This window comes from Aquabacter sp. DMC10 (genome assembly GCF_056314145.1).
In genome coordinates this window covers 110,405-127,655 of record NZ_JBQUYX010000001.1, presented here as the reverse complement: position 1 = coordinate 127,655, position 17,251 = coordinate 110,405, and the positions used below count along the sequence as shown (strand labels likewise).

At 65.1% G+C, this 17,251-nt stretch carries 12 protein-coding genes; 6 read left to right on the top strand and 6 right to left on the bottom strand.

The genetic code is table 11. From position 1 onward, the window contains the following. Nucleotides 1–6: 6 nt before the first annotated feature. The 5 genes from ACT54L_RS00550 to ACT54L_RS00530 form a co-directional block, all read right to left on the bottom strand. On the bottom strand, nt 7–1,299 hold the full coding sequence (locus ACT54L_RS00550; protein WP_476083590.1) for a hypothetical protein: 1,293 nt from the start codon (nt 1,297–1,299) through the stop codon (nt 7–9). A gap of 75 nt (nt 1,300–1,374) precedes the next feature. Then, on the bottom strand, nt 1,375–2,670 hold the full coding sequence (locus ACT54L_RS00545) for a hypothetical protein (protein WP_476083589.1): 1,296 nt from the start codon (nt 2,668–2,670) through the stop codon (nt 1,375–1,377). Nucleotides 2,671–3,107: 437 nt separating this feature from the next. After that, nucleotides 3,108–3,977 carry a universal stress protein gene (locus ACT54L_RS00540; protein ID WP_476083588.1) on the bottom strand — a complete coding sequence of 290 codons (870 nt, stop codon included), beginning with the start codon at nt 3,975–3,977 and terminating at the stop codon, nt 3,108–3,110. Next, nucleotides 3,974–5,353 carry an amino acid permease gene (locus ACT54L_RS00535; RefSeq protein WP_476083587.1) on the bottom strand — a complete coding sequence of 460 codons (1,380 nt, stop codon included), beginning with the start codon at nt 5,351–5,353 and terminating at the stop codon, nt 3,974–3,976. Before ACT54L_RS00535 ends, ACT54L_RS00540 begins: the two co-directional genes overlap by 4 nt. A 199-nt stretch (nt 5,354–5,552) precedes the next feature. After that, complete coding sequence (locus ACT54L_RS00530; protein WP_476083586.1) at nt 5,553–6,701, bottom strand: succinylglutamate desuccinylase/aspartoacylase family protein; 1,149 nt, start codon at nt 6,699–6,701, stop codon at nt 5,553–5,555. A gap of 380 nt (nt 6,702–7,081) precedes the next feature. Between ACT54L_RS00530 and cphA the strand changes: the two genes are divergently transcribed. From cphA to denD, 6 genes are all read left to right on the top strand, one after another. Next, nucleotides 7,082–9,826 carry a cyanophycin synthetase gene (gene cphA / locus ACT54L_RS00525; RefSeq protein ID WP_476083585.1) on the top strand — a complete coding sequence of 915 codons (2,745 nt, stop codon included), beginning with the start codon at nt 7,082–7,084 and terminating at the stop codon, nt 9,824–9,826. Nucleotides 9,827–9,836: 10 nt separating this feature from the next. After that, complete coding sequence (locus ACT54L_RS00520; RefSeq protein WP_476083584.1) at nt 9,837–12,035, top strand: cyanophycinase; 2,199 nt, start codon at nt 9,837–9,839, stop codon at nt 12,033–12,035. Between the two features lie 200 nt (nt 12,036–12,235). Next, on the top strand, nt 12,236–14,062 hold the full coding sequence (locus ACT54L_RS00515; protein WP_476083583.1) for an IlvD/Edd family dehydratase: 1,827 nt from the start codon (nt 12,236–12,238) through the stop codon (nt 14,060–14,062). A 100-nt stretch (nt 14,063–14,162) separates the two neighbouring features. Beyond that, entirely contained in the window at nt 14,163–14,882 is a 720-nt protein-coding gene (locus tag ACT54L_RS00510; RefSeq protein ID WP_476083582.1) for a GNAT family N-acetyltransferase, read from the top strand. A 67-nt stretch (nt 14,883–14,949) separates the two neighbouring features. Then, on the top strand, nt 14,950–15,693 hold the full coding sequence (locus tag ACT54L_RS00505) for an SDR family oxidoreductase (protein ID WP_476083581.1): 744 nt from the start codon (nt 14,950–14,952) through the stop codon (nt 15,691–15,693). A 27-nt stretch (nt 15,694–15,720) separates the two neighbouring features. After that, a complete protein-coding gene (denD, locus tag ACT54L_RS00500; protein WP_476083580.1) occupies nt 15,721–16,698 on the top strand; it encodes a D-erythronate dehydrogenase in 978 nt (325 codons plus the stop codon). Nucleotides 16,699–16,765: 67 nt separating this feature from the next. Here the strand turns inward: denD and ACT54L_RS00495 are convergent, their stop codons facing one another. Then, a complete protein-coding gene (locus ACT54L_RS00495; RefSeq protein ID WP_476083579.1) occupies nt 16,766–17,239 on the bottom strand; it encodes a hypothetical protein in 474 nt (157 codons plus the stop codon). Nucleotides 17,240–17,251: the final 12 nt, after the last annotated feature.

Below are 17,251 nucleotides of genomic sequence, written 5' to 3'. Positions count from 1 at the left end.
CGCCCATCATGGATTTTGTTTGCCGGACACTTCAATGAGCCTTATGCCCCATATGTGGTTCGTGACGGAGTAGTAGGACAGAAGATCGCAAAAAATGTCCTGTAATTCCCCGTTGGGCAGATTGTGTACTTCGCCAAAATTGGGGTCCATGAAGCCCCAGCGCCCGTCTTCCGAGCAGTGCATTGCGATGGCATGAGCCCAGGAACGTTGTCTTGCGAAATAGGGGATGCTGCGCTTGTTCGCTCTGCGATCCAGCGTCTCGGAACACTGGAAGCAGATGACATAAGCGCGCTTGCCGGATCCGCTGCAATTGGAGAAAAGAGTGCGTATGGTTTTTTCCAACCGGGCGTCTGTCCCGTGGGTGCAATAAAAATCGAGCTTTGAACCGGATTCCCATCCATCCATATAGGTTTTCTTAATATTGCAATTTCTGAACTCTTCTCTTTGCCTGTTAATAAATTGATTGACTCTGTTTATCGGGTCTGCGTTCTCATAAAGTGGTGTCGCCTTAAGAAGTGCGTCCAAATTCAAGCGTTCGTCTGCTGTGGTCATCGGGGCCGAAATGGCCGTTCCGATATTCTCTTCGCCTTTTACATTCATCTCGCCAAATTTGGTGCCCATGCTGGTTTGCAGGTGATAAATCCGGGGCGCTCTGTTCGCCATGCGTGCTTTGTATGCGGGGTCGTCAGTTTGGAGTGCAACGCCGTTTTTCTTCACGGCGTAAGAGCGCTTGCCCTTGAAGAGAAACCTCAGGCACCAATTGGTCGCTATTCCGGCACAGACCCCACCATTGAGCACTTTTGCGTCGGGGATGAAATCGAACTGCGTATAGCGGATTGGGAACCGATGATAGGAAACGTCTCTGGCTTGCAGCACCACCGCATGCTCGATCTGGGCAAATCGCTTCGCGACATCCTGCTTTGTGAGGGGGATGTCGGGTCCGCCCGGAAACTCGGCTGCCGGGTGGAAAGGGCCTGAATCGACGCGTTCTCCGTGGATCAGATGTAGATGATAGGAAAGTCCCCTCAGGGCCGATAGTGCAAAGTCAAGCCTGGCTTTCTTGGCGAAGTGGACATTTCCCTCATCGTGATCGTTCGTGGCCTTTTTGAATAGAACGTGGATCTTCTCGAACGTTTTGCTCCGTGTGAAATCCAGGGCCACATACTCCCGGCTGATCGGAGCCGTGTATTTGTAGGGCGCCCAGTCGCCGTTTTTGCTCTCCCAGATCTTGGCCTTGCTGGCATTGTCGAGGTCGGCCAGAATCTTAAGCTTGGCGTAATCACTGCCTGTAGAGGTCATTTATACCTCCTGATGCGCGATCGTGCGAGGCTGGTTGACGCGGGTGTCGTCTGTGTGAGCGGGGTCGGCCAGGAGTTAATTTTGGCCGGTGGATACTTCAAGAAGAAAGACTTTCCATATATTCTTCTTTATAGAGTAAAATGAAAATATATCGCAAAGGATGTCCGCCATCACGTCTTTGGGCTGGTTGGTCACTTCGCCATAACTGGGGTCGAGAAGGCCCCAGCGTCCGCCTTCCGAGCAGTGAATCCCGATCGCGTGGCCGCCGGAGTGTCTTTCGATGAAGTAAGGAATGCTCGCGCCGTATTTGGTGGATGCATGATCTGAGTTCGAGTCAAAAGAAAATGCAATTACGTAGGCGCGCTTGCCGGTCCCCTGGCAATTGGATAGAAGGGTATTGACGAATTTTATCAAAATATTATCTGTACTGCTGATGCTGTACAATCCCAGCGCGCATCCCTCTCCTTGTCGAATATAGGTCTTCTTGATACGCGCGTCGCCTAGTTCTTTGAATTTTCGGTTGATGAATGCTTGAACGTTAGTCTGAGGGCTTGCGTTAAGGTATTTTGGTGTGTCCCTGAGCAGGCGATCCATTTTCTCCAGCTGCTCATCGCTCAGCGGATTAAAAAAGTTGGAGCTGATGGTTGTCTTCTCGTTGAGCTTGAGTGTTCTCGCCTTTTCTTCGAGGGTATTCTGGATGTGGTAAATGAATGGCGCCTTCTTCGCCATTCTCCCACTGTCCCAGTTTTCCATCACATGCTTTGCAGCCTGCTCGTTCTCTGGCAGGGCCGGGGTGTTTTTTTTGCTGCTGCTGTAGGACTCCTTCCCGCCGAAAAGAAATCTTAGGCACCAGTTTGTTGCTAGTCCAAAGCACACACCTTTTTCAAGAATATCTGCGTGTCGGATGAACCTGTCTTGACTAAAAATATTAGGGAATCTGAACCAAGATATGCTCGCAGCGAGCAACTGTACTTTTTCTTCGAGCCTTGTGAATCGCTCTGGAATAATTCTCATTGCCCGGGCAGAGAGCAGCTCGTTCGGATCTGTAAGTGCCAGTCCGCCGTTGCCCGGGTCTGCACGGTCGCCGTAGCGCAGGTGCAAATGATAGGACAGCCCCTTGAGCGCTGAGCACAGAAAACGCGCAACACCCTTCCGTCCAGATTCGCCCCTATTGGCGCCGTCGATGAGCGTATCAAATAAGGCGTCCAGCTGGTCATACGTGGCATCGCGCGTGAAATTCAAATATGTAGATGTCCTTGCCAGCTTTGGAAATCGAACGAGCTCCCACTCCCCGCCGATCTCCCGGATCCGCGCCACCGGGGCCCGATCCAGGGCCTCCAGCAGTTTGAGCTTGTCATAAACAGAGGTCATGAAGTACCTCTAAAATCCCAACGCACCCGAGCTTTAGGTGCCTTGGATATCAAGCTTGTGACGGCCGGGCGGTCATTGCTGGCGCGCGCGCCCCCACCTTCGACGACGGGCGCGGTGCCTCCCCCAAGCCCAGGCAAAGGCCATCGCCGCCGCCTGCCATATCAAGGCGTTAGGTCCCGCGCCCGCGGCCCCCGGACGAAATAGGCGGTGTCGAAGTCGGCGCCGCGAAGGGGGTGGCGAAGTTTGACCGGAAGGCGCTCGGGACCGGCCCTTGCCGATGGCCGGCGCCAACTCAAACCCAGGGACGTGGGGAATGGGGCGGCGGGAGGTTTAGCGGAGGGGGCGCCTCAAGCTGACCCGCTCCCACCGGCGGCGCGCCAGGGCGCTGTCGTCTTGGGCCGCCTCGCGCGCGCTTTTTTGGAGCGCGCGCCGGCCGCTCAGTCCACCGCCACGATGGGCACGCTGGCATAGCGCAGCAGGCGGGTGAAGGCGGTGCCGAAAAGAAAGGCCCAGACACCCTGCTCATGGTGGGCGCCAGCCACCAGGATGTCACCCTTCAGCCAGCCCACATTGGCGATGGCGTGCTTCCAGTCGCGGCCGTCGCCGATGGTGGCGGTGGCCGCGATGTCGTCGGGAAGCTGCTCCAGCGCATGGGCCTGGGCGGCGGTGGCCTGCTGCTTCCAGGCATTGGCCACCATGTCCTCGGCGTTGAGGCCCACGTCCGAGGGGTACATCTGCTTGTCGCGCACCACGAAGGTGACGAGGCGCAGCGGCACGCCATGGCGGCGGGCGAGCGAGACGGCCACCTCCAAGGTGGAGCGGCCCTCATGGTCGTCGGAATAGGCGCAGGTCACCCGCTCCAGCTTCTCGGGGGCTGAGGCCGCATAGCCGAAGGGGGCGAGCATGGTGGGAAACTTGGTGCCCGCCAGCACCGCCGAGGCGGTGGAGCCGAGCACGCAGCGCATCTTCTTGCCATCGCGCGCCGAGCCGAGGATGGAGACCTCGGCATCGATCTCGTTGGCGACGCGGGTGATGCCTTTGGCCGCCGATGGCGCGGAGGTGGCCACGAAATCGGCCTTCACCTTGCCTCCAAGATAGGCGGCAGCCTTGGCGAGGGCCTTCTCGGCATATTTGGCCAGGAACACCTTATATTCCGCATCCACCGCCGCAGGGGAGGGATAGCCCCAAGTCTCCGGCGTCACCACGCACACGGTGAGGGGCACATCGCCGGCCTGCGCCATCATGCGCCCCACCGCCAGCGCGTCGGCACCGCCCCGGTCGGGGGAATAGCCCACCACATAGCTCATTGGCTGCCTCCGTCCGCATTGAGGAGGGAGTGCCTGCGGGAGAACTTGAAATAGATCACCAGCGCGGCCGAGATCCACACCACGAACATGGCATAGGTGTCCCAGGGCAACTGGGTGATGAGGTAGAGGCAGAACAGCACGCTGGCGATGGGCACATAGGGAAAGAGGGGCACGGAATAACCGCGCGGCAGGTCCGGCCGGGTGCGGCGCAGGATGATGACGCCCAGCGACACCACGGCGAATGCGATCAGCGTGCCCATGGAGGTGAGGTTGGCCAGCACATCCAGCGGGATCAAGGCGGCCAGGAAGGCGATGAAGATGGCGACGATGTAGGTGTTGGTCACCGGCGTCATGGTCTTGGGGTCCACCTGCTGGAACAGCTTGGGCAGCAGGCCGTCGCGGCTCATGGCGAAGAGGATGCGGGTCTGCCCGTACATCACCACCAGCGTCACCGAGAAGATGGAGATGATGGCGCCCAGCGAGAGCACGAAGGAAGGCCAGGTGGCGCCGGTGATGTTGCGCAGGATGACCGCAAGGCCCGCATCCTGGGCGGTGAACTCGGTCCATTTCTGCGTGCCCACGCCCGCAAAGGCCACAAGCACATAGACGAGCGTCACCAGCACCAGCGAGAAGATGATTCCAAGCGGCATGTTGCGACGGGGGTTCTTGACCTCCTCGCCGGCGGTGGAGACGGCGTCGATGCCGATATAGGAGAAGAAGACGGTGCCCGCCGCGGTGCCCACCCCAAGCCAGCCCTTGGGCATGAAGGGCGTGAGGTTTTCCGAATTGAAGGCGGAAAAGGCGATGATGACGAACAGGGCGAGAATGCCGAGCTTCAGCACCACCAGGATGGCATTGATGGTGGTGGATTCCCGCGCGCCCTTCATGAGCAGCGAGGCGCAGATGGCCACCAGCACGATGGCCGGCAGGTTGAAATAGCCGCCTGCGCCCGGCGGCTGGCTGATGGCGTCCGGCATCTTCCAGCCGAACACGTCCAGGAACAATTCGTTCAGATACTGCCCCCAGCCCACCGCGATGGCGGAGGCGGAGACCGCATATTCCAACAGCAGGCAGGCGCCCACCAGATAGGCGACCAATTCGCCCAGCGTGGCATAGGCATAGGAATAGGCCGAGCCCGAGACCGGGATGGTGGAAGCGATTTCGGCATAGCACAGGGCGGTGAGCGCCGCCGTGATGCCGGCAATGATGAAGGAGAGCACCACCGCCGGGCCCGCCTCCGGCACGGCGGCGGTGAGGGCAACGAAGATACCGGTGCCGATGGTGGCGCCCACCCCCAGCATGGTGAGCTGAAACAGGCCGATGCTGCGTTCCAGATGGGCCTTGCCGCTGCCGTGCTCATCCACCAACGCGCTCACCGGCTTGCACCGCAGGAGGGCGCTACTCCACTTCCCCGACCCACTCATGGAAGACCCCGTCTTTCGATTCTGATCCCGCTCCCGTCACCGGTGGCGGGCACCCCTTTGCGGGGCCTGTCGCGTCACCCAGCAATCAGCGTGCCACAAAAAAATCACATTGCCCGCACTTTTTTGCCGGATAGGGAGGGGGCGACCGGCTTCAGTCGGTGAGCAGCCTGCCGGTGCGCTCGGGCAGAGCATGTGCGCCCGCGATCTTCCCGATCACCTTGCCCGGCCAGGCATAAGTTTGGCTGTGGCGCGCAAAGAGAAGTCCATCTGTAGTGGCAAGGACGGGCACGCTCGCGCCGACGGGATCGATGACCCGTGCCACCTCCTCCCCCGCCCGCACCGTGTCGCCCAGCTGGCGGTGATAGGCGATGAGGCCATGGCTGGTGGCGCGCACCTGCTGCATGGCCTCCAGCGGGGTGGCGGTGCACAGAAGGCGGGGCAGGGCTTCCTCCACCCCACCCGCAATCACGCCCCGGCGCCGCAGGACGCGCTCCAGAGCGGCGGCGTCGCGGGCGGCCAGGCCCTCGTCCACCGTGTCGTTGCAGCGCAGCTCAAGGGTTGCCGACAGGCAGGCCGGCGGGATCGGCTGGTCCGGGAACCTGTGGGCCAGCGCCCACCACGGCCCGCCGCAGGCCTCGTCAAACGGATGGCCACCGGAGACTTCCGCCACCAGTACCGCCCGGGCGTCGATCTCGGCGGCCACGTCCTGGGCATCGGGCCACAGCGGGGTGCCGATATAAAGATGCAGCAGCGCCTCGTTGTCGGCGTGGAGGTCGAGGACGATGTCGGCATCATAGGCGAGGCCCATGAGGGTGAGGCGCAGCCGGTCCAGCTCGGTCTGCGCCTCCATCCCCTCCAGGGCCGTGCCCATGGCGGCGCGGACGGCGGCCACATTGGCGGCGGCGTCGGGGCCGAGGTGCGCGCCGATGGTATCGCCGATGGCGGCGGCCAGGTCGGGATAGTCGCGGTTGAAATTCAGCCCGCTCGCCTCGTGGAACCGGCCCTGGAGAAAGCCGAAGCGGTGCTGCGCAAGGCCAAGGGGATTGGCCTGCGGCACCAGGATGATCTCGCCGGCGATGGCGCCCCGCGCGGCGGCCTCCTCCAGCCGCGCGGCAAGGTGGCGCAGGGCGAGCATGCCGGGAAACTCATCGGCGTGAAGCCCCGCCTGGAGATAGGCCTTGGGCCGGGCGCCGGGGGTGCCGTAGCGCAGAACGGTGAGCGCAGCGGGGACGCCGTCGGGTCCGATTCCGGCGAGCGGCACCCGCGTGCGCGACGTGGGATTTGCCTCAATTTGCGCCATGATAGGGTCGTCCCCGTTGTGCACTGCAAGGAATTTGGTCGCCCGCCGGGCGGCTTGGCCTCGGCCGGCGGGTTGTGGATCGTGTCATATTGCTTGCCCCTCTCGATTGGGTCTAGGCTCCCCGCAGCTCGGAGTTTTTCGGGCGCGTGAACCGGCGGCCGCCGGGTCGCGGTCGGGCGGGCCGGGACAGGTGTCCCCGCTCATCCGGGTGCGGCCGATGGGGCTCCGGGCGTATTGCGCTGCAGCATCGGTCGTCGGGCCGCTGCCGCGCGACGCCCCCGGCGGTTCACCGCCCGGAAGGGGCCGGCATAAGGAAACAACAGGGTCGCTTCCAGAACGGGGCAGCGCCGATCCCATCGGCACGCTGGGGAACCATCATCATGGAAATCATTTCGACAGCCGCCTATGTCGGGCCCAACAGCTATGCCAAGGTGCCGCTGATCCGTCTCACGGTGGATCTGCGCAGCCGCTCCGCCGCCTCGGTGGCCAGCTATGGCGCGAGCGTTCTCGACCGGTTGCTGACGTTCGTGCCCACCATGGCCGCCGACCGCCTGCCCGACGGCAGCCTGTGGGTGGAGCGGGCGCGCACCTCGCCCGATTGCGGGCTCGGGGAGCTGATCGCCCATCTGGCGCTGAACCTGCAGCGCCTTGCCGGCGCGCCCACCGATTTCGCCCAGGCCCTTCCGGTGCCCGGCACGGACGACGTGGAAGTGCTCTACGGCTATGAATCCGACGAGATCGGCCTGGAGGCTGGGGACCTGGCCTGCGACCTCATCATCGAGCTGATCGCGCCCCGCGCATCCGACGACGAGCCCTATGACTTCGAGGACGAGCTGGACCGCTTCCTGCGCTTTGCGCAGAAGCGCTCGCTCGGCCCGTCCGCGCTCGCCCTGGTGAAGGCGGCGGAAGCCCGTGACATTCCCTGGGTGCGCCTCAACGACCAGAGCCTGATCCAGGTGGGGCAGGGCAAGTATCAAAAGCGCATCGAGGCCGCGCTGACCTCCATGACCTCGCACATCGCGGTGGAGATCGCCTCCGACAAGGGCGTGTGCAACACCATTCTCGGTGACCTCGGCCTGCCGGTGCCGCAGCAGAAGCTGGTCTATGACGCCGACGAGGCGGTCTCGGCCGCCCGCCGCATCGGCTATCCGGTGGTGGTCAAGCCGCTGGATGGCAATCACGGGCGCGGCGTCACCGTCAACATCACCACCGACGAAGAGGTGGAAAAGGCCTTCGCGGTGGCGGACGAGGAAGGCTCCGCCGTGGTGGTGGAGAGCATGATCGTCGGCGACGACCACCGTCTCCTGGTGGTCAATGGCAAGCTGGTGGCTGCCGCCAAGCGCGTGCCCGGCCACGTGGTGGGCGATGGCAGCCACACGGTGGCCGAGCTGGTGGACATCGTGAACCTCGACCCCCGCCGGGGCGTCGGCCACGACAATGTGCTGACCAAGCTGGAGCTGGATGACCAGGCCTTCCGCCTGCTGGGAGAGAAGGGCTACACGGCGCAGAGCGTGCCGCCCGCGGGCGAGGTGGTCTATCTGCGCAAGACCGCCAACATCTCTACCGGCGGAACCGCCGTGGATGTGACCGACGTCATCCATCCCGACAACAAGTCCATGGCCGAGCGGGCCATCCTGGCGGTGGGCCTCGACCTCGGCGCCGTGGACTTCCTGACCTCCGATATCACCCAGTCCTATCGCGACACGGGCGGCGCCATTTGCGAGATCAATGCGGGGCCTGGCCTGCGCATGCACATCTCCCCCTCCGAGGGCAAGCCGCGCGACGTGGGCGGCGCCATCATGGACATGCTGTTCCCGCCGGGCACGCAGAGCCGCATCCCCGTGGCCGCGCTCACCGGCACCAACGGCAAGACCACCTGTTCGCGCATGCTCGCCCACATCCTGAAGATGGCGGGCCATGTGGTGGGCCAGACGTCCACCGACGCGGTCTATATCGACGGCAATGTCACCGTGAAGGGCGACATGACCGGCCCGGTCTCCGCCAAGATGGTGCTGCGCGACCCGACCGTGGACATTGCCGTGCTGGAGACGGCGCGCGGCGGCATCGTGCGCTCGGGCCTCGGCTATATGTATTGCGACGTGGGCGCGGTGCTGAACGTCACCTCCGACCATCTGGGCCTTGGCGGCGTCGACACGGTGGATGAACTCGCCCGCGTGAAGCGCGTGGTGGTGGAAGTGGCGCGGGACACAGCGGTGCTGAACGCCGACAATGAATACACGCTCAAGATGGCGTCCTACGTCACCGCCAAGAACCTGTTCTACGTCACCCGCAACCCCCACCACGAGCTGGTGCGCGAGCACATCCGGCTGGGCAAGCGGGCCATCGTGCTGGAAGAGGGGCTGAACGGCGACCAGATCGTCATCTATGACAACGGCACCCAGATCCCCCTCATCTGGACCCATCTCATCCCCGCCACCATCGAGGGCAAGGCGCTCCACAATGTGGAGAACGCCATGTTCGCCGCGGCCATGGCCTATGCGCTGGGCAAGAGCCTCGACCAGATCCGCAACGGCCTGCGCACCTTCGACAACACCTTCTTCCAGTCGCCGGGCCGCATGAACGTGTTCGACGAGCACGGCTTCCGGGTGATCCTGGACTATGGCCACAACGAAGCCGCCGTGGGCGCCATGGTGGATCTGGTGGAGCGCCTCAAGCCGCGCGGCAAGCGCATCGTCTGCGTCACCTGCCCGGGCGACCGCCGCGACGAGGATGTGCGCGACATCGCGGAGAAGGTGGCCGGCAAGTTCGACACCTATATCTGCCACCGCGACGACAATCTGCGCGGACGGGGCCCCACCGAGATTCCCGACCTGATGCGCGCCGCGCTCATGTCCTTCGGGGTCAAGGACGAGCAGATTCAGATCGCGCCGGAGGAACTGACCGCAGTCGACAAAGCTTTGAACATGGCCCGGCGCGACGACCTGGTGCTCGTCTTCTGCGATGGCATCACCGCCTGCTGGAAGAAGATCATCTACTTCAAGCCGGAGGAGATGGCGGCAGAGGAAAAGGTGTCTGCGCCGCCGGTGCGCATTGCCTTCGATGTGCCCGAGGGCTTCAAGATCGTCACGGATGAGCGCGGCGTGATCCTGGCACCGATCGAGTAACGAGCGGGATATGTCCTTCTATGACTGGTTCTCGCTGCGGCTGAGCGACGAACCGACCCGGCGGCTCGCCGTGATCGGCGGTCGGCTCGAGGATGGCAATTCCGCCATCTTCGGGGAGATGCACCGCCTGTCCGGCGGGCGCATCCTCGTGTTTCCCACCGCCTCCGGAGAGCCGGAGGAGGTGGGGCTCGAAACCGCGCAGGTGTTCCGCTCCTACGGCTTCGAGGCGCAGGTCGCCCCCGTCTTCGGGCCGAACGCGGCCGCCGCGGCCAATGACCCGGCGGTGGCGGCGATGGTGCGCGCCTTCGGCAGCGTCTATTTCACCGGCGGCAACCAGGCCCTCATCATCGCTGCCCTGGCGCCGGGGGGCGTGGAGACGCCAGTCCTTGCCGCCATTCGCGAGGCCAATCTGGAGGGCGGGCTGATCGCCGGCTCCAGCGCCGGCGCCGCCATCATGTCGCAGGTGATGATCGTCGGCGGCACCTCGCTGGATGCCATGGTGCACGGGGTGACCGCCGACCCGGAAAAGCCGGGCATGCTGGTGGGGGAGGGGCTCGGCTTCTTTCCCTATGGCGTGGTGGACCAGCATTTCATCAAGCGCGGACGCCTCGGGCGCCTCATCATCGCCATGGCCAAGGGCGGGGTTCAGCGCGGCTTCGGCATCGACGAGAACACCGCCCTGATCGTCGAGGGGCGGCGCGGGCGCATCGTGGGCGAATATGGTGCCTTCGTCATCGATATGGCCGGCGCCAATTTCGACGAGCGCTTCCGCACCTTCGAGGACATGCGCTTCCACTATTTGGACGATGGCGACGAAATCGATCTCGTGCGCATGAAGCCGACCGCAGGCCCCACCAAGCGGCGGGTGCGCACGGCCGAGATCGCCTATCGGGCGCCGGCCCGTTCCCAGCGCAACGTGTTCGGCGCCTATACGCTCTACGACCTCCTCGGCCGTCTCGTGCTGGGTGACCCCATCGTCTATGCCACCGACCGGGCGAGCGCCGTGGATCTGAAGACCTCCATGGCCGTCACGGTGGAGCTGGAACGGGTGCGCGGGCAGTCGCGCATGCTGGTGGCCCAGACCGAGAACGGCTTCCGCATGACCGCCCTCAATCTGAAGGCGACGGTCATGAGCGAGAAATTGAGCGCCGCGCGCCTCGCCAACCGCGCCACCAAGCTGCAGCGCGATTATGGCGTGAAACCCTCCCCCAAGGCGCGGCTGCTGCTGCTGGGCTCATCTCCCCTCCAGCGCGGCCCCGACATGCTGGTGGAGATGCTGCGCCATTGCGAGGGCGACATCGGCATCATCGCCGCCGCCTCCTCCGATCCGCGCGACACCGCCCAGGCCCATATTCGCGCCCTGCAGGAGCATGGGCGCACCGGAATCGATCTGGGCATCACCATCGACAATGTGGAGAGCTGCTTCCACGACACCGAGCTGATGGCGCGCATTGCCGGGCTGAAGACCATCTTCTTTCCCGGCGGCAACCAGATCCGACTGGTGGAAAGCCTGCTCTATCGGGGCGAGGAAACCCCGCTGGTGCTGGCCATCGCCAAGGCCCGGGCGGCAGGGGCGACCTTGATCGGTGCCTCCGGCTCAGCCTCCGCCCTGTCACGCTTCATGATCGCGGGGGGCTCCTCGCAGGAGGCGTTCCGGTTCGGCGTGTCGTCCGACACCAGCCATTACGGCCTCGTCATCCAGGAGGGCGTCGGCTTTTTCGGCGGCGGCATCGTGGACCAGAACCTCTTCTCCTCCCGCCGCCTCGGCCGTCTGGTCGTGGCCTGCGCGGAGGAGGGCGCGCGCTACGGCTTCGGCATCTGCGAAGAAAGCATGCTGTGCGCACGGGGCGACGGCGGCCTCATCGACGTGTTCGGCCGCTATGGGGTGGTGCTGGCGGATGTGGACCAGAATTCCCTGGTGCTTCAGAGCGACAGCTTTGTCGCCCGCGGGGTGAAACTGTCCTTCGCCCGCCCGGGCGACCAGATCGACGTGGCCAAGGGCGAGGTCATCCGCCACACGCCGGCCGAACCGGCAACCGCCACCCTGGTGCGCCTCGTGAACGAGCTGGTGGTGGAGTGCGGCGCCGTGCCGCTCGGCACCCCGCTGACCGAGCACCAGCGCAACCGCGCCATCCTCATGGGCATCTCCGCCATGGGCGAGGGGACGGTGAGCCTCGACGTGGAATGTCCTCGCGACGACCGGACGTAACCTGACATCGGACGGCACGCCGGGGCCTTTGACGGCTCCGGTGTGTCGGCAGCCGGCCCCCCGCGCTGCCATGCACAAGCTGCACGGCTGTTGCGAACCGCTCCAAACGCAATTGATTTCCCGGCGGCGGCGGCGCATAAATTCGGCAAATCAAATCGATTGAAATTCCCCGCCCCCAGGCGGGTCGAAGGGAGACATCCATGGCCGGACCGCACGACAAGAAGAACCAGAACGGGGCTGCGACGGAACGGCGCCTGCGCTCGCAATTGTGGTTCGACAATCCCGACAATCCCGGAATGACCGCGCTCTATCTGGAGCGCTACCTGAATTTCGGCCTCACCCGCGCCGAACTCCAGTCCGGCAAGCCCATCATCGGCATCGCCCAGACCGGCTCGGACCTCTCCCCCTGCAACCGCCACCATCTGGACCTCGCCAAGCGCGTGCGCGAGGGCATCGCGGCGGCGGGCGGCATTCCCTTTGAATTCCCGGTCCATCCCATCCAGGAGACCGGCAAGCGCCCCACCGCTGCCCTCGACCGCAATCTGGCCTATCTCGGCCTCGTGGAAATCCTCTACGGCTATCCGCTCGACGGCGTGGTGCTGACCACCGGCTGCGACAAGACCACGCCCGCCTGCATCATGGCGGCGGCGACTGTGAACATCCCCGCCATCGTGCTCTCCGGCGGCCCCATGCTGAACGGCTGGTGGAAGGGCGAGCGCACCGGCTCCGGCACGGTGGTGTGGAAGGCCCGCGCGGAGCATGCCGAGGGCAAGCTGGACTACGACACCTTCATGGACGTGGTGGCTTCCTCCGCCCCCTCGGTGGGCCATTGCAACACCATGGGCACCGCCTCCACCATGAATGGGCTGGCCGAGGCGCTGGGCATGTCGCTGCCCGGCTGCGCCGCCATTCCCGCGCCCTATCGGGAGCGCGGCCAGATCGCCTATGAGACCGGCAAGCGCATCGTGGACATGGTGTGGGAGGATCTGAAGCCCTCCGACATTCTCACCCGCGAGGCGTTCGAGAACGCCATCCGCGTCAATTCCGCCATTGGCGGCTCCACCAATGCCCCCATCCACCTCAATGCCATCGCCCGCCATGTGGGCGTGCCGCTGACCGTGGATGACTGGCAGGCGGTGGGCCACAAGATCCCGCTGCTGGTCAATATGCAGCCGGCGGGCGAGTTCCTGGGCGAGGAGTTCCACCGCGCGGGCGGCATTCCGGCCGTGGTGGCCGAGCTGATCGGCGCCGGCAAGATCCATGAGGGCGCGCTCACCGTGAACGGGCGCACCATGGGCGAGAATTGCAAGGGTCAGTTCTCGTGGGATCGCAACGTGATCCGTTCCTATGACGAACCGCTGAAGGCCGATGCCGGCTTCATCGTGCTGCGCGGCAACCTGTTCGACAATGCGGTGATGAAGACCTCGGTCATCTCCGAGGAATTCCGCGCCCGCTTCCTGTCCAACCCGGACGACCTCAACGCCTTCGAGGGGCCCGCCGTGGTGTTCGAGGGGCCGGAGGACTATCACCACCGCATCGACGATCCGAGTCTCGGCATTGACGAGCACACCTTGCTGTTCATCCGCGGCACCGGCCCCATCGGCTATCCCGGCGGCGCGGAAGTGGTGAACATGCAGCCCCCCGCCGCCCTCCTGAAGGCCGGCGTGAAGGCGCTGCCCTGCATCGGCGATGGCCGCCAGTCCGGCACGTCGGGCTCGCCCTCCATCCTCAATGCCTCGCCCGAGGCCGCGGCGGGCGGCGGCCTTTCGCTGCTGCGCACCGGCGACCGGGTGCGCATCGACCTCAATACGGGGTCGGCGGACATCCTCATCTCGGATGCTGAACTCACCGAGCGGCGCGCGGAGCTGGAAGCCAAGGGCGGCTTCCCCATCCCCAAGAGCCAGACCCCCTGGCAGGAAATCCAGCGCAGCATGGTGGAGCAGTTCGACGAGGGCATGGTGCTGAAGCCGGCGGTGAAGTACCAGCGCGTCGCCCAGACCATGGGCGTGCCGCGCGACAACCATTAAGGTGCCGTCCGGCCCGGTGCTTTCCCGGGCCGGAACGTGTCCTTCCCGCCTTGCGAGCCGGCTGTTTCGTCGGCTCTAGGCTTAGCTTGCAGGTCTTGCTATGTCTCAGTCATCCGCCGACGCACCGGCGTCCGGACAGCCCCTTGGCGACATCGTGGAGGGGCCTGCCGCGCGCCGGCCCGAGCGGGTGCGTCACGAAGGGCACCACATCCATGTGGTGCCCTTCGACTGCGACCTCCACGCCGCCGACCTCTATGCCGCCTCCCACGGGCCGGGTGACGCGGCGCTGTGGACCTATCTCTCCCCCGCCCCCTTCCCGGACGAGACCACCTTCCGCCGCTATTATGCGGAGGCCGCCACCAAGGCCGACCCGCTTCTGTTCGCGCTGGTGGACCCTGCGAGCGGCAAGGCGGTGGGACATGCCACCTATATGCGCATCGAGCCCGCCCAAAGGGTGATCGAGGTGGGCAACATCCTCTATACCCGCGCGCTCCAGCGCACGCCGGCGGCCACCGAGGCCATGTATCTCATGGCCCGCCACGCCTTCGAGGATCTCGGCTATCGCCGCTATGAATGGAAGTGCAACGCCCTCAACGCGCCCTCCCGCGCGGCGGCCAAGCGCCTGGGTTTCACCTATGAGGGGCTGTTCCGCCAGCACATGATCGTCAAGGGCCGCAACCGGGACACCGCCTGGTTCTCCCTGCTCGACACCGAGTGGCCGCGCGCCAAGGCGGCCTTCGAGGCCTGGCTTTCTCCAGCCAATTTCGACGCCGATGGCCGCCAGAAGGCGCGCCTGGAGGACCTGCGCGCGACGGCCTGAGGCCTTCACACCAATCGGGCCGGCGCAAAGCCGGCCTGTCAAAAGACCTCACGAAGGGATGGAAACCATGGGTGGACGCTTGAAGGGAAAGACCTGCCTCGTCACGGCGGCGGGGCAGGGGATCGGCCGGGCCATCGCCGACATCTATGTGCGCGAGGGCGCCACGGTGGTGGCCACCGATCTGGACCTTGCCAAGCTGAAGGGCTTCGGCGGCGAGGCGCGGGTGCTGGACGTGCTCTCGACAGAGGCAGTCAATGCCCTCGCCAAGGAGATCGGCCCGGTGGACGTGCTCGCCAATTGCGCCGGCTATGTGCACCAGGGCTCGCTGCTGGAGTGCAGCGAGAAGGATTGGGATTTCTCCTTCGACCTCAATGTGAAATCCATCCACCGCACGCTCACCGCCTTCGTGCCGGGCATGCTGGAGAAGGGGCACGGCTCCATCGTCAACATTGCCTCCGCCGCCTCCTCGGTGAAGGGCGTGCCGAACCGCTATGCCTATGGCGCCACCAAGGCCGCCATCATCGGCCTCACCAAGGCGGTCGCCGCCGATTATGTGGCCAAGGGCATCCGCGTGAACGCCATCTGCCCCGGCACGGTGCAGTCACCCTCCCTGGATGAGCGCATTGCCGCGGTGGCAGCGCAGACCGGGCGCTCCATCGCCGCAGTACAGGCGGATTTCGTCGGCCGCCAGCCCATGGGGCGCCTGGGTACGCCGGAAGAGATCGCCAATCTCGCGCTCTATCTCGCCAGCGAGGAAAGCGCCTTCACCACCGGCCAGATCCACATCATCGACGGCGGCTGGTCGCTCTGAGGGCGGCTGTTTGGCAGGATTGAACCCATGCGCATTCTCGTTATCGGCGGCGCCGGAATGGTCGGCCGCAAGCTCATCGAGCGTCTCGCTCGCGAGGGCCGTCTCGGCTCCTCTCCCATCTCGGCGCTGACCGCGCACGATGTGGTCGCCCCCGCCCGCATCGAAGCGCCGTTCCCCATCGAGGCCCGTGTCTCCGACATCTCGGTGCCGGGCGAGGCGGCCGCACTTCTGGCGGACCGGCCGGACGTGATCTTCCATCTGGCCGCCATCGTCTCCGGTGAGGCGGAGATGGATTTCGAGAAGGGCTATCGCATCAATCTCGACGGCACGCGCTTCCTGTTCGATGCAGTGCGGGGGATAGAGGGCTATTGCCCGCGCCTGGTCTTCACCTCGTCCATCGCGGTGTTCGGCGCGCCCTTCCCGGAAGCCATTGGCGACGAGTTCTTCCACACGCCGCTCACCTCCTACGGCACCCAGAAGGCCATCTGCGAACTGCTGCTGGCGGACTATTCGCGGCGCGGTTTTTTCGATGGCGTTGGCATCCGCCTGCCCACCATCTGCGTGCGGCCGGGCAAGCCCAACAAGGCGGCGTCCGGCTTCTTCTCCTCCATCATCCGCGAGCCGCTGGCGGGGCAGGAGGCGGTGCTGCCGGTGTCCGACGAGGTGATGCACTGGCACGCCTCGCCGCGCTCGGCGGCGGGTTTCCTCATCCATGCGGCGCTCCTGGACACCGCGCCCCTCGGTGCCCGCCGCAACTTCACCATGCCGGGGCTGGCGGTGACGGTGGGCGAGCAGATCGAGGCGCTGCGGCGGGTTGCCGGCGACAAGGCGGTGGCCCGCATCCGCCGCGCGCCCGATCCGGTGATCGAGGGCATCGTGGCCGGCTGGCCGCGCAAATTCGACGCGCGGCGGGCGACCGAACTGGGCTTTGTCGCGGAGACCAGCTTCGACGAGATCATCCGCATCCATATCGAGGACGAATTGGGCGGCCGCATCGCGGACTGAGCGCCGCCCGCTTACCCATCATGAAAACGGCCGGAGGCCTGCGCCTCTGGCCGTTTTTCTTTCTGGATCAGGCCGCTGCCGGCAAGGTGGCGGGCAGTTCGCCGATGGCGGAGCGCAATCCCGGCAGCAGGCGGCGATAGGCGAGGCGGCGGGCATGGGCGTCGGCCAGATGCCCGACTTCCTCGAACTGCCACAGATGCAGGCGCGCGCCACACCGCGCGGCGAAGCGGCTTGCCTCGCCATGCACCGCCTCCACCATCGCCACCACGGCGTGAATGCGGGGCGCGCCGGCCAGCGCGAACAGTTCGAGCGGTTTGGCAGACAAGCCATCCGCCGGCACGCGGGCGCCGTGGAGGCATTCCACGGCGGCAAGATCCACAGGGCCGGCGCGCTCGGCGCTGGCGGAAAAGGCGCGCAGATGCGGCTGGGCGTGATTGGCGAGGGCTTCCGCCAACAGGCTGAGGCCGCCATTGTCGCGGCAGGTGAAGACGATGGACAGGCGGCCGGTGTGGGGCGCGCGCTCGGGTCCGTGCTGGGTCATCGCTGGCCTCCG